Source organism: Ornithinibacillus halotolerans, from assembly GCF_014637405.1.
Lineage (GTDB): Bacteria > Bacillota > Bacilli > Bacillales > Amphibacillaceae > Ornithinibacillus > Ornithinibacillus halotolerans.
In genome coordinates, this window is sequence record NZ_BMEY01000030.1 from 27,912 (window position 1) to 41,311 (window position 13,400).

At 36.4% G+C, this 13,400-nt stretch carries 13 protein-coding genes and 1 riboswitch; of the genes, 4 read left to right on the forward strand and 9 right to left on the reverse strand.

From position 1 onward, the window contains the following. Positions 1–200 precede the first annotated feature (200 nt). From IEV35_RS19025 to IEV35_RS19035, 3 genes are all read right to left on the reverse strand, one after another. Positions 201–1,310, reverse strand: coding sequence for a hypothetical protein (locus IEV35_RS19025; protein WP_188386242.1), 1,110 nt, complete (start codon positions 1,308–1,310; stop codon positions 201–203). Then, positions 1,303–2,757 carry a hypothetical protein gene (locus IEV35_RS19030; protein WP_229740819.1) on the reverse strand — a complete coding sequence of 485 codons (1,455 nt, stop codon included), beginning with the start codon at positions 2,755–2,757 and terminating at the stop codon, positions 1,303–1,305. Before IEV35_RS19030 ends, IEV35_RS19025 begins: the two co-directional genes overlap by 8 nt. Positions 2,758–3,136: 379 nt before the next feature. Beyond that, the gene (locus tag IEV35_RS19035; RefSeq protein WP_188386243.1) at positions 3,137–3,562 is read right to left on the reverse strand and encodes a hypothetical protein; all 426 of its coding nucleotides are present in this window, start codon (positions 3,560–3,562) and stop codon (positions 3,137–3,139) included. A gap of 397 nt (positions 3,563–3,959) precedes the next feature. Between IEV35_RS19035 and IEV35_RS19040 the strand changes: the two genes are divergently transcribed. Continuing rightward, positions 3,960–4,337, forward strand: coding sequence for a PH domain-containing protein (locus IEV35_RS19040; RefSeq protein ID WP_188386244.1), 378 nt, complete (start codon positions 3,960–3,962; stop codon positions 4,335–4,337). Positions 4,338–4,460: 123 nt separating this feature from the next. On the opposite strand, the gene IEV35_RS19045 is transcribed toward IEV35_RS19040, so the two are convergent. From IEV35_RS19045 to IEV35_RS19065, 5 genes are all read right to left on the reverse strand, one after another. Beyond that, positions 4,461–4,820: a hypothetical protein gene (locus IEV35_RS19045; RefSeq protein ID WP_188386245.1), complete on the reverse strand. Its 360-nt coding sequence runs from the start codon at positions 4,818–4,820 to the stop codon at positions 4,461–4,463. After that, positions 4,801–7,083 carry an ABC transporter permease gene (locus tag IEV35_RS19050; RefSeq protein WP_188386246.1) on the reverse strand — a complete coding sequence of 761 codons (2,283 nt, stop codon included), beginning with the start codon at positions 7,081–7,083 and terminating at the stop codon, positions 4,801–4,803. Before IEV35_RS19050 ends, IEV35_RS19045 begins: the two co-directional genes overlap by 20 nt. Then, positions 7,080–7,772, reverse strand: coding sequence for an ABC transporter ATP-binding protein (locus IEV35_RS19055; protein WP_188386247.1), 693 nt, complete (start codon positions 7,770–7,772; stop codon positions 7,080–7,082). Before IEV35_RS19055 ends, IEV35_RS19050 begins: the two co-directional genes overlap by 4 nt. 352 nt (positions 7,773–8,124) lie before the next feature. After that, positions 8,125–8,439 carry a type II toxin-antitoxin system RelE/ParE family toxin gene (locus IEV35_RS19060; protein ID WP_188386248.1) on the reverse strand — a complete coding sequence of 105 codons (315 nt, stop codon included), beginning with the start codon at positions 8,437–8,439 and terminating at the stop codon, positions 8,125–8,127. After that, positions 8,420–8,695, reverse strand: coding sequence for a type II toxin-antitoxin system Phd/YefM family antitoxin (locus IEV35_RS19065; protein ID WP_188386249.1), 276 nt, complete (start codon positions 8,693–8,695; stop codon positions 8,420–8,422). Before IEV35_RS19065 ends, IEV35_RS19060 begins: the two co-directional genes overlap by 20 nt. 252 nt (positions 8,696–8,947) lie before the next feature. Here IEV35_RS19065 and IEV35_RS19070 point away from each other — a divergent pair, with 252 nt between their 5' ends. Together IEV35_RS19070 and IEV35_RS19075 are read left to right on the forward strand one after the other, a co-directional pair. Then, positions 8,948–9,283 (forward strand): L,D-transpeptidase, encoded by a 336-nt coding sequence (locus IEV35_RS19070; protein WP_188386250.1) that lies wholly within the window; start codon positions 8,948–8,950, stop codon positions 9,281–9,283. Positions 9,284–9,483: 200 nt separating this feature from the next. Further along, positions 9,484–9,888 carry a hypothetical protein gene (locus IEV35_RS19075; RefSeq protein ID WP_229740820.1) on the forward strand — a complete coding sequence of 135 codons (405 nt, stop codon included), beginning with the start codon at positions 9,484–9,486 and terminating at the stop codon, positions 9,886–9,888. A gap of 24 nt (positions 9,889–9,912) precedes the next feature. On the opposite strand, the gene IEV35_RS19080 is transcribed toward IEV35_RS19075, so the two are convergent. After that, on the reverse strand, positions 9,913–11,319 hold the full coding sequence (locus IEV35_RS19080; RefSeq protein WP_188386251.1) for a PQQ-dependent sugar dehydrogenase: 1,407 nt from the start codon (positions 11,317–11,319) through the stop codon (positions 9,913–9,915). Between the two features lie 199 nt (positions 11,320–11,518). After that, a riboswitch (purine riboswitch) is annotated at positions 11,519–11,617 on the forward strand. 79 nt (positions 11,618–11,696) lie between these two features. Here IEV35_RS19080 and IEV35_RS19085 point away from each other — a divergent pair. Continuing rightward, positions 11,697–12,875 carry an MFS transporter gene (locus IEV35_RS19085; protein WP_188386252.1) on the forward strand — a complete coding sequence of 393 codons (1,179 nt, stop codon included), beginning with the start codon at positions 11,697–11,699 and terminating at the stop codon, positions 12,873–12,875. The last annotated feature ends 525 nt before the right edge of the window (positions 12,876–13,400 follow it).

Consider the following 13,400-nt stretch of genomic DNA (forward strand, 5'->3'; position numbering starts at 1 on the left):
GGTAAATTCCATTGTCTCTTATTAATTTTACCCGATTAATATGTAAACAGAGTTTTCTCATTCATTTTATACTTTGATATTCTTTATATACATATAATATGGTTAACTAACAAAATAAGGGACTGTGGGACAGGGTTCTTGTCCCAATCCATGAGAAATCTATGACAATCTTCTGTCCTCACGTTCCACTGGATGTCAGCTTAACTTTTAATAGAGTACCTAAAATAAAGAGCCTCGAAAACTACGTCAAGAATTATTTCATCAAACTCTTCCTTCGAGATATTCACTGATGATAAGAACTTCTTATTCTTTTTAAATGACTTCCACAAAAGTTTTTTATCCTTATCATCTAATTTAATTTTATATAAAAGATTTGATAATGCGATTATCAAATCTTTATATGAGGAAAATAAAACTCCATAAGCTTTACCGGCACCTTCAGAAATAAATCTGCTGAAGTCTTCTTCAGTATACTTTGGTTGCAAACCTAATATCGGATTTACAAGCAGCTGTGTTGCTGCTGACATCAAATTCACATAAGCTCCTAATTCATACTGCTGAGCTTCAGTCATTTGATTATAATCCACTCCAAATGATTCTATCTTTTCAATAGCATCGTAGAGTTTAACACTTTCGTCTTTAATACGAGATATGCGTTCATTAAGCTCGACAATTGCTAGTTCATATGATTTAATATCTCGCTTACTTATCAATGTAAATATGTTTTCAAGTCGATTCTTATCACTTTTAGTCTTCCAAAAAAGGAGTCCACTACCCAAAAGTGCAATGCTTGCAATTGCCCAACCAACTGGTCCAGCAAGGGCTAAGAAAGCATTTCCGGCTGCCATACCTCCACCACCTGCTGCAAGTGCTCCACCACCTAACCACGCTAATGCGGCATTAGTGGCTGCAGCACCACTTAAAGCGGATATAGCCGTACCTGTTGATGCAACACCGAAAGTTGTAGCTATTCCCATTGCTGCAGTAGGACCAAGGGCGGCTACTGCAACTCCTGCACCAACACCTGCTACACCTTTTCCAGCATTCTTGGCGACAGCATTTTTATAACCTGACTCAATCTTTTCAGCCTGATGTTTCCAATTCAAACGAACTTCTTTCAGCTTTTTATATTCTAAGTGTTTCTGACTTGGCACGTTTCTAATTTTATCAAATAGCACCTGAATATCGTTTAGTGCTGTATAAAGATTACTAGTATATTTCCCAAGCTCTACTATTTTATCATTTGTCTTTTTGATGGCAGATTCAGCTTGTTCTTGAGCAATCTGTAATTTTGATTTTTTCTTACTCACTTTTTTTTCCTCCCAAAAAATAAGAATCTATTTCGTTCTTATTTTTTAGTATTTTATTATTTGGCACATTTCTCTTTTTAGCTAATATAACAGTTTTTTCAAAAGCGCGTATATACATATCACTATCCTGGAAATCAGTTACAAAGTTCAAAAGATTTTTATCCCTATATAACTCTGATAATAATTTAAGTCCCTCAATATAATCTTCTACAACTAATTTTTCTTTTCTCGCAAAGATTATCTTTCTTTCTGCTTTTTGTATGCCAATATCACGCTTAACTTCACCGTATAAGGAAATAGTAAGTCGTCCAACACCTGCGATATTAAGACGCAAGAAAAACTCAGTTGGATTAAAAGATCCTCCACCTTTTACAAGACCATGAACAGTAGCATCACCTATATCTACAAGGCAAAACGTCCCATGTGCAACAGTCAACATTCTTTTAATAGTTGGATTTGAAAAAGGCTTACACTTTTCCCACATAAGTGAAAACGAACGAGTTTCTTTATCGGTTTCAGTAAAGTATTTAATAAGTCTTCTAATAGCATAAACTAGTCGAACTAACATCTCGTTTATTAAAACTGGAATGGCTTGAGTCGACTGGAATCGTGCATCAAATCCTTCTTCATAAATATTTATAGCTAGCTCGTTTATTGAGTTATCAAACTGTGAAACTGGTATATTCAAAGACCTTTTTATTGCAATAATATCATTTGTCCATGTCCAGAAAGGAGAGGGAATCCCCATTCCACGGCCCTTACTACTTGATGAGCCAGACATATCAGATATTAAATGACCAATCCAATTAACAAATGCACAATATAATTTGCTTGATATATCGTTTCCTCTTAACTCAAATTTTCCATCTGCATCTGCTAAGGATATAAGTTCACCATCGGAAATAAAATGCGAAGAATTAGTAAACTGGTCTAATATAGAAAAGAACAAACCAAGCAAACTAGGATTATGTGCGAGTGATTTAAAATGATGATTTGTTGGATTTAATCCAAAAATAAAACTTGCAGCATCACCAGCTCCACGCTGGTCATATGGAATTTTAAACTTTTTTTCAAGATAACGGATTGCTGAAGATAAAGAGTTCTCACCATTATCTTTCCATTTGCACTTTCTAGCAAAATCGGTTGTTCGATCTGCAAACCATTTATCAGTAATATTTCCGAGGGGTGATTCTCCAGGCTTACCAACCAAGAAAATATCAATAATACCACACAATGCACCTGAACTTGCAGCTAGTATATAGTCCAATTTGTCACAATTAGGCTTTAGGCATTGAATTGATTCAATTGTTTCATCTAAATTATCTATTTCTAATTCTGCTTGGTTTAGTGCATCGAAAATAGACGATGTGAAGTCATATTCACCATCGCCAACGTTCATCTCAAGCAACAATTTTGTATTTTGTTTTTCTCTAAGTTTCTCCCCCACCTATACACACCTCAATATCAACTATTTTGTTCTTCCTAGGATTGTGAAAAGAATTTTAAACTCTTCACCCTGATGGGGCTAACAAGTAATAATATCATAATCTACATATACCGATAATACTAGAAAAATTAACATAATTTCTAAATATTAACACCTCTAAATTATTTTATATTCCAACAAGAATTTCGGAATGTAACAAACTTTCATTTATTTTTGGTACTGCTCCCGTCCAACAAAAAACCCGTAAACATTGTTGTATTAACATTTGCGATGGGACATTTGGGCCATTGTCGACACGTAACTTGCCCTCGAGGTGCGATTCACCGGTATTTTTAGAAAATTTATGGCGGACATTGGGGACAGGTTTCTTGTCCCGACCTCATGGGTAATTCTGGGATGGATTTCCTGTCCCCAAGTCCCACCCACTAACCGAACTGGCTAGTGTTTTTAAATAATCAAAGCAACTATTTTCTTTTGGATTACTCAACGTAGTTTGCTCAATCGTAATTGCTGAAGCAGGATATATTTTATTAAATCCGCTGTTAAAAATAATCTTTATGTACGTACCAAAATCTAAGATGGTGTTAATACCTGAAATAGGTTGGTCATTTTCATAAACAATACTCGTAGTAGAGTCGATAATATTTGGATCACGAAGCCAAATTACATTATGTTCGTTATATGTATATACTTTTTGATTGTTATAATACTGAATATCCCATTTACCTTGATTATACTTACAGTAGTAAATTTGTTCTGTTTTATCTTCCTTCTTTATTAATATTAGATTTTCTTTTATATTCAAACTTAATAACACCTCTAACTTGTCTACTCTAAATAGTGTTTCGTTTGTATTTCATAGTAGGACTGTGGAACGGGTTTAAATACCCTAGGAAATGAGAATTAAGACATAATTCCTGTCTTATCGCCACTTCTAATTGTTTTCTCCTATAGAATAAATCCACTAATATAATCCAATCTTAACATAATTGTTTTAATCTTTGAGTAAATATTCTTATATCCTAACGCAAGGGTCATAACCCAGTATTCACCCCGCCAACTTCTCCAGCTCTTGATTAATAATGACACGTAGTACCGCCTACACATTTCTGCAGCGTATTCTTTGGGAATTGTTTTTTACATGTATAGGTAGTATTTAACATAGAATATATAATTAAATCATTAAGAAAGGATGAATTTAAATGGGATTATTTGACGGAATGATGGGTAATGCATCAGAAATAAAGACTGCTGATGCTGAAAAGGAACTGAAAGAATTATTATCCGAATCGGAACATGTTGAGCATGCGTATAAATTAATACGAGATTTGATTATTTTTACAGACAGAAGATTAATATTGGTGGACAAACAAGGTGTTACGAGGAAAAAGACGGAGTATCATTCCATTCCATACAAAAGTATTACGCATTTTTCCGTTGAAACGGCAGGAACCTTTGATTTAGAGGCTGAACTTAAATTGTGGGTATCAGGTAGTGGCACACCAATTCAAAAGAATTTCAACAAACAATTAAATATTTATAAAGTACAAAGTGTACTTGCGGAGTATGTGTGCCGTTAGAAATGATCAGCTGGCCAATCTTACCTGGAGGCCAGCTGTCATTTAATTGAGGTGAAGCACCTTGACAATTTTTGTATTTATCATTTAAGCTGCTTGCCTAGTCTGAAAACATGAGAACGATACCTATCTACCTTCCCGTTCAAACCAGACTACTATCCCATCGCCAAATCCACTCGTTCTTAATACCACCCCAAAATCCTCTACATCAGCAGGGACTATAAAATCTAATATCGCATGCATCTTTCCGTTTAAATATTTATTTTCATCCCAACCTTCTACTTCAAGGATTGTCACATTCTCGGGATAATATTTTTCCTCACCGACGCGAATCGTAAATTCATGCTTTGGCCGCATTAGATAGGACGCTGAACGTGAATCCTCTATAACTTCAAAGGTAAATTCAATAGAAATATTCTTCATTCCATCTTCTGCTGGAGGCTGTTTACTTTCCACCTCTGTAGCACTATAAGATAGATACCACATAATGTGCTGGCCCTATTTCTAATGCGATATATTCCCCGAGCATAGAGGTATACATAATCCCTCTTAGCCGAAAAGTAATATATAAGAATACTGCCAGAAGAGATGTTGGTAATGCAATAGAAATTACCGAAAGGAGACTGCGTTTCCACTTACCTATAAAATGATTAAATGCCATTCGGTTAATCCCTTTTGCTCGAAACAATCGCTTACTAGTGCTGGAAATCTCTCCTGAACGCATCGCTTCATAAGGTGAGATATTTCGTGTAAGTACCATTGGAATAACTGCTCCAAGCATATAGATAACGAGCCCAAATAAACCAGTCCATAGGAAACGTGTAAACGTTATTGTCGTTTCACTCGATATATGAACAAAGCCAAGCATCATCCAGGAAATGATTGCTACAAATAAACCGATAATGCTAGATTCGATAAATAATAATCTACTTAATTGACCTGGACGCCAGCCGATGGAAAGTAATACAGCAAACTCCTTTCGTCTCGCTAGTAAATTAACAATTCCGGATGCCCATACATAGACAATAGCTACAGCAATAACACTCGCAACTACCCCTGAAAAACCAATCTTTGTTTCTCTAAAAATAGAAATCGATGAACCAATATTCACCCACGGTTGTTGAAACCAGCCAATATCACTTTCCCCATTTAATCCGGGGACAAAAGTCAATGCCAATTGTGGGGATGAACCTAGCGTAATATCAGTAATCAACCCAGTTCTACTCTCAATTTCAGCTGCTACCTTTTCCAAGATTTCCTGGCTCTCATCACTTAAATCTGTAACTCCCGCGACTTTTATTCGAATAGCCGAAATTGGCTTATCGCCTAATATTTTCTCAGCTGCTTCGATTGTCGTAAGCATGCCTGGTGGTTCTGTGAGAAAATTATTCGGATCCCCAATTGGCTGTAATAGTTTCGGAGGATTCACCGGATTCCCATCCTTATCCATGACAAACTCCGCAGTTGCAGGTCGGTACGTTTCCATAGGAAGTTCGGTAGTTGGATCCTTTGAGATCGTTAGTTTGCTAGCATCATAGAAACCGATCCAATTAGGTTTAATTTTAGGAAAATTAATAAATTCCTCTTCAATTAAAACAGGTTCACGATAGGACTCTTTATCTCTGTACCTTGCAACTACATCCTCCCCATTTTGAACTGGTACCACTTGATACGTATATGGCCATCTGTCTGCATAGGGACTTGCAATTTCCTGATACTCCAATGGACTAGGCTTAAAAACAACGCTCGTAATATTATCCGCGCCAGATTCACCAACGATATTGTCAGTTTCTTCCTCCTCTAACTCTACCGGTATGACTTCACCAGTTTCCCAATCAACACCCGTATTTTTATTAATAAACGAACGAAATGCCTCTTCACCAGTATAAGTAAACGTCTCCACAACTTCTGCTTCAATCGAATGTAAATAATCATCCGCACTTTTTTCTCTTACCTCTTCCAATACTTCATCTGCATTCTCTTCACTAATAGGGATATGTAAACGCTCAAATGTAATCGTTTCCACTTTATCGACAAATGTTTGTTGGTTTACTATGACTGGAAATTCATGATGTCCTCCATTTATTGGATCATAATAATACTCGTCAGATTCTTCAAAAAACCTACTCGTCCCTAAGGGTATTATTGCCTTATCTAAACCGACTAGCTTTGCTTCTTGTTCTGGATCAATTCCAGCTAAAAGCGAATCAGACCTAACCGTTATATCTAGACTAGGAGCACCAACTCCATAATCCAGTTTATTGAAATAATCCCAATTAACATTATGGGGAAAATGATAATTTCTAACTTCTGTTTGCTCATATAGCCCATTATTAATCGTCGTTTCCGTTATCTTTCTGTAAATGCCAGGCCCTTCTATTTCTACATCTCCATAATGAACTTCATAGGATGCATAGCCAATGAGAGAAATCGGAGCCGCAACCGCTATACCTGGAATATCCTTAATTGTTTCATACTGTTCAATACTAATTCCACCACTTAGACCACTTAAGTAGTTCGGTTCTAATAACTTCTTCTCCTCTGTCACACTGTGTGTACCCTCTGGTCGAACAATAATATCATAGGAAGCAGACCACCGCTGTTGTAACGTATCTACAATGGTTCCTTTATTTGTTTCCGACAATCCAATTAAATAGGTAAGCCCCGCACTAATAATAAAAGCGCCTACGATAAGTAGAATAAACCGTTCCTTCCGCCGCCACCAATTCTGCCAAATAAAACGAATCACGGTGCTACACCCACTTTATCTGAAATCACCACACCATCTTTCATGGAAATAATGCGATTGGCTTTAGCAGCTAGTTGAGGGTCATGGGTTACAAATAAGACACCACACCCTTCCTGTTCATTTAAGTCTTTCAATAAATCATAAATACGCTCTCCTGTTTCCGTATCCAAATTACCGGTTGGCTCATCAGCAAGCAACCAACTTGGTTTATGAACAATCGCACGGGCAATTGCGACTCGTTGTTGCTGACCACCTGATAACTGAGACGGAAGTGAATTCATTTTATCTTGAAGCCCTACTTGTTCAAGGACTTCTTTCGCACGTTCTAATTTGTTGTATGGGACTTTTCTAGAAAACAATGGAGTGAGCACATTTTCTATTGCGGTTAATGTAGGAAGTAGATGAAACTGTTGAAAGATGAAGCCTATCTCTTGAAAGCGAAAATCTGCTATTTTACTTTTACTCTTTTTTAAAATCTCTTCACCGTCATAAGTAATGAAACCTTTGCTAGGCTTGTCTAGTGTACCAAGAAGACTTAGTAATGTAGATTTCCCTGAACCAGATGGACCAATAATCGCGGTAAACTCTCCTTTTTCAAAGGCCAAATCAACATTCTTTAATGCAATTGTTTTTGTTCCATCCCCTTTAAACGATTTCTCCACATGCTGACAAATTATCTTTTGAATCAAATTGTTACCCCCTCTTTCATACATAATCTTTTTCTTATTTATTCATACAATATCCTATTTTACAAAAGTGTGTCAATCTATTGTTTTAACTTTTCAGACAATTAATAAGGTTGTAGACAGTTCCCAAGCTCAAAACATAGCACCCGGTGTTTCGACAAAATTCGGGTGAAGTCAGACACCAAAGGGGTCTTAGATGTTTTTGATGTTTTTGATGTTACTTTTCCCCGTCCCTCGTACTAGTATCACGTCAAATAAAAAAAGACAAAGGTATAGTATATTTACTAGACTTTTGTCCTTTAGGATTTAATTATTAATTATTGGATTAAGTTAATCCGAATAGTTAATTAAGTACTTATTTATCATCTTTCAAAATCTTAATATAATCTCTGGCACCATGTAAGATGCGATAAATATAAACCGTATTATTCATAATTCGATAAAATGCCACATACGGATCAATATTTAACATACGGAACTCGTAATATTTAATTAGCTTATGGTCTAATTTATTTCCTAACTTCGGAAAACTAGTTAATTGTTCCAGATTAGAAAAGATTTTATCCATCATATTATAAGCAGCCTCAGGGTTATCAAGCAAGATATAATCAAAAATCTCATCTATATCATTATTTGCTTCTGGTAGAACTTCAACCTTGTAATTTTCCATCAATCTTTTCCTTTATTCTCTTTTTCACATTATCAAGAGGAACTGCTTTTTCACCAAATAAACGCTGCTCTTCTGCAATAAGTAGCTTTTCTTTTAACTCAAGGATTGCTTCTCTTTTTTCAAATGCTTCTATACTCATCACAACAAGATCACCCTCTCCATTCTTTGTAATATATACAGGTTCAGCCTTCTCACGTGCTAAATCAGAGATCTCTTTATAATTATTTCGGAGTGTAGTTGATGATTTAATTAACAATACGATCCCTCCAATTGTAAAGTAATATGATTATTCTACATTTATTATATGTTTATTTATATATGTATGCAATAAAGTGTTTGATCAACTTGTAGCTTTGAAGCAGGGGGACGATTCTCATGCTTCAGGTAATTCATTCTTAATGTGATACTGTCTTTTAATTTAAAGCACCCATCCCCACATCTGCTCTAACTCATATTAACCATCACCCTCCCCCGCTCATACCATAGTTAAAAAATGGAGTTGATCAGCTTGGTAAAATGGATTAATGTTTCCACTACTAAACATGAATTAAAGCTTTTTGATGGTAGTACGCTTATCAAAACGTATCCTATTGCAGTTGGTAAGATGGTTACCCCGACACCTTTTGGTTCCTATAAAATAGTGAACAAACAAGCTAATCCTGGAGGTCCTTATGGTGCATTTTGGATGGGTTTATCCAAACCCCATTATGGGATACACGGAACTAATAACCCTTCTTCAATTGGGAAAGATGTCTCACTTGGGTGTATTCGAATGTTTAACGAAGATGTTCTGGACCTCTCTTCTAGAGTTTCTATTGGTACCGATGTAGTTATTCGAAGATAATGTGGTGATACCGTTAAATATTAGGACCTGAAAGGAGCGGGAATAATGTATTTCTTAAATCTGTTTCTAAAGAAGGGCGTACCTTTCAAGAAGTATTCCATACCTATACACATACAAAGAAGAATATTGTAATAGCTATTCTTTCTTGTTTTGCAGCTATCTTTCAGGCTGCTGGTGGCTTACTACCAGGAATAGGATATTTGATAAGTCCACTGGCTACTGCGCCAGTCCTACTATGTTGCTTATTTTCTATTTCCCCTGGAGGACTATCTTATCTTCTTACCATCCTCTTATTAATTATTATTGAGCCAACGGAACTTATCATATTTCCTTTCACAACAGGGCTTTTAGGATTAGGGTTAGGCGTTGCTTTTTACTTATTCAAGAAAAGAATTACGATTATACTAGCTGGTTCCATGACACTAACCGTAGGGATTATGAGTTTACTATTTATTTTTCAGGTTCCTATTTTGGGTCCAGTTGGCTCAAGCACCTTTTCCTTTCTTAATGCAGGTATGATATTTATCTTTTCATTCCTTTATAGTTGGTTATGGGTTGAAATTGCATTAATTCTTATAAAACGTTTAAAGGTAATTATGAAATAGTGTTTTTCTGACATAGATAACTACCTATGGAATAATTTCAAAGATTCTACCTTGGTTTAGGTCTGTTACGTTGGAAGTTCGATACGTTCCTAAAAATAATTTACTTTGATTCAGATTTGCCCCCAAACAAACATAATACGATGATTCTGAACCAAAATCATGATCAATTTGAATTTCATGAAAATCACTCTGACTACCATCAGCTCTCGCCGATGTATAGGCTAAGGCACCTCTCGCCGGCGTAGATGCTTTTTTGACAAAGTCAGTAAAGACAACATTCCCCGTCAATCCTGGAATACTAGTCCCCATATAAGCTTGCACCCCTGTTAGTGCTGTCCCAGCAAATTTATCTGGCCTAGGGTCTTCATGGAAATAACTTGTCAATGGTTGAATATGATTCCCTGAAAGTGCCACTGCTTCTTCATAATATGCAGTAATTTTTTGTGTGATTTCCGGATTGTTTGTGCATTCTCGAATTATTGGTGTAGGAAAATTACCTTCCCAACCACGCCAGCCCAAATTAACTATTCCTCTTATTTTTGGTTGTGATTGATTTGTATAGGCCTGAACTAATTGACTAACCCGAACTGGATGATAATGTATGAAAGAATAAATGGACTCCACCAATTCCTGTCCAACTTGCCCAACATACTTTATATAGTGATTAGCTAACCTCTGATAAGAAATTCCAGGAATATTCCGCACACCTTTTACAATGACAGTTAATGTTTCCTGCATGGATGGAGGGAGTTCATCAAAACGGGTAACAATGGGGGGATTAGTAGTTTGCAAGTTTCTTTGTATATCCATTTCGATTATTTTTCCGGCTATCTCCATGTCATTCTGTGCAAGATTAAATGGGTCAAAGCCAGATCCACCATCTCCAGTAGTTAGAACTAATCTCCCTGTTTCCGGGGAAAAGGTTAAGCTATTTACCCCATTATGATTCATAAATGGCCTTCTTAAATTAAGTAACGTACGGCGCTTCATAGATTTACCATTTGTTTGAACAATCCACTCTTCCACTGTATCAATATGATCATAGTTTGCTTCCCTATTTGTCCATTGTAAATTCTGTGTTTTCGGGTCACATGGTTCTGGCTCAAATGGATCAGGTAGAGCTCCTGGTCCTTGTGTTCCAGCTAAGGAATAATGAATATAAAATAATCCGTTGGAAGTAAAGTTAGGATGAAATGCCAGTCCTAACAATCCACGTTCATCATATCCACCATTCGTACCTAACTGGATAACACGTGAACGGATATCTAAGAAATTCACTATTTCCTCGTTCCCGATATAAAAAATCTCCCCTACTTGTGTAGCAATAAATAATCTTTCCCTTGTGTCACCAGGAAGTATTGCCGTTTTCAAAACGGTAGGTAAATTAATTCTACTTACTAATGGTTGTAACCGAACCTTTACGCTTACCATCTTACAACCCCCTCCTTGTTATTTTGCCTCTTTTAAGAATATGACTAGGAGGGTTTAATTAGAAGCGCGGGGAAGCTGGGATGGTTCTCTTGCTTACTATTAAGTAAGAACCTTCCCTCTGCCTCCACTCACTTTAAAAGTTACAGCCATAAAAAACACTTGAAAAAATCACCCATAACTAGTAAACTATTAAAAGTGTTCCAATTTAATATATAATATCTGTATAACCTCAGAATATGGCTTGAGGGTCTCTACCAGGAACCTTAAAATCCTGATTACAGAAAATGAACTTGATTTCATTTTTTGTAATCGGGATTTTTTTATTTTTAATCAATTATTTTTTACAAACATCAAGAGAAAGGACGAGAATGAAGAATATGAATATAAAAGTTTTTATCCTAGCATTATCAACTATATCAGCAGGACTTGTTGAATTGATCATTGGTGGCATCCTTCCAACAGTCGCAGCTGATTTAAATATTTCATTAGGATCCGCTGGCCAACTAATCACTATTTTCGCACTTATTTATGCTATTGCCGGTCCAGTGTTATTAGTTCTCACTAGCAAAATCGAACGTAAAAAGTTATATCAAATCTCCTTAATTATCTTTTTCATCAGCAATATTATGACTTACTTCAGTCCCAATTTTACCCTTATCATGATTGCGAGGGTTTTAAGTGCCATGAGTACAGCACTTATCGTTGTGTTATCGTTAACGATTGCTGCAAAAATTGTTGCACCAACACATCGAGCAAAGGCAGTGGGTCTTATTTATATGGGAATTAGCTCATCACTAGTCATGGGTGTGCCACTTGGAATTATCATTTCCGATGCATTTGGCTGGCGTGTTATATTTCTTGGAATTGCTATTTTATCGGTAGGTTCCTTTGTACTAATTTCTATCTTTTTAGAGCGAATCGAGGGAGAAAACACGACTCCTCTTTCACAACAACTCAAGGCTGTTGCTAGCTTTAAAATAGGTAGTGCACACCTTGCTACCATGTTTTTGTTAGCCGGGCATTATACGATATATGCGTACTTTACACCATTCTTAGAGACAGAACTTCATCTGAATTCCAGTTGGATCAGTCTTTGTTATCTGTTATTCGGGATTGCGGCAGTAAGTGGTGGAGCATTCGGTGGAATTCTTTCCGATTCAATTGGAGCTAAGAAAAGCATCATCGTTGTTATTAGCTTGTTTGCTACGGTACTGTTCTTATTACCATTTACTACTTTTTCACTTGTAGTATTTCTACCTGTAATGATGGTTTGGGGAGCGCTAAGTTGGAGTCTATCTCCTCCTCAGCAAAGCTACCTCATTGAAACAGATCCTGCAACATCAGATATTCAGCAGAGCTTTAATAATTCAGCACTACAAATTGGAATCTCTCTTGGCTCTGCATTTGGTGGTATCGTGCTAAATGAAACTGGAACGATAGCTCACATGTCCTGGTTTGGAGGAGCCATTGTCATCCTTTCCTTGCTATGTGCTATCTTTTCTTTAACAAGAAAACCAAAAGAAAGTACGAATACAGTCTTAGTTTCGGATGTATAATCAAAAGTGCTTAAAAAAAGTGCCTGACACCACCCGAAAAATGTCGACGTTCGACAAATTTCGGGTGGTGTCAGGCACCGTTATATTCATTACCTTCATTTGTGCCAGGTACCTAAAAGGTATATTATTTAATCTTATTTAGTCTTAAGTACCTATAGAATTTTAGCCCCAATATTCTTTTCTTATACAATCCGCGCAAATCGTTATCACATTTCCATATTGGTCTGTTCTTTGCTCAGCATTACCATAAGCCTGCTTTCCACATTTTTCACATCTGTTCATTATGTACCCTCCCTGATGTATTTAACTACATATAATAATGATACTTTTCAGGAAAGTTGTACTATGACTATTTAACTAGTTTATTAGTAATAAAAGATATGTAAATCTAAGTTGGAAATCAAAACCACCAGTGTGAACTGGTGGTTTGCTCTGCGGCTTGAAGCCTCTGTTACCGGCCTTGGCCTTAAAGGCCCACTGAATGGTTTCCCCTTACGCACCACATCCACACACTGATTCTAAAGA

Excerpts from the sequence above, each read along its gene's own strand:
- IEV35_RS19080 (WP_188386251.1), bottom strand. The coding sequence starts at position 11,319 with ATGGTAAGCGTAAAGGTTCGGTTACAACCATTAGTAAGTAGAATTAAT.
- IEV35_RS19045 (WP_188386245.1), bottom strand. The coding sequence starts at position 4,820 with ATGTGGTATCTATCTTATAGTGCTACAGAGGTGGAAAGTAAACAGCCT.
- IEV35_RS19085 (WP_188386252.1), top strand. The coding sequence starts at position 11,697 with ATGAATATAAAAGTTTTTATCCTAGCATTATCAACTATATCAGCAGGA.
- IEV35_RS19060 (WP_188386248.1), bottom strand. The coding sequence starts at position 8,439 with ATGGAAAATTACAAGGTTGAAGTTCTACCAGAAGCAAATAATGATATA.
- IEV35_RS19040 (WP_188386244.1), top strand. The coding sequence starts at position 3,960 with ATGGGATTATTTGACGGAATGATGGGTAATGCATCAGAAATAAAGACT.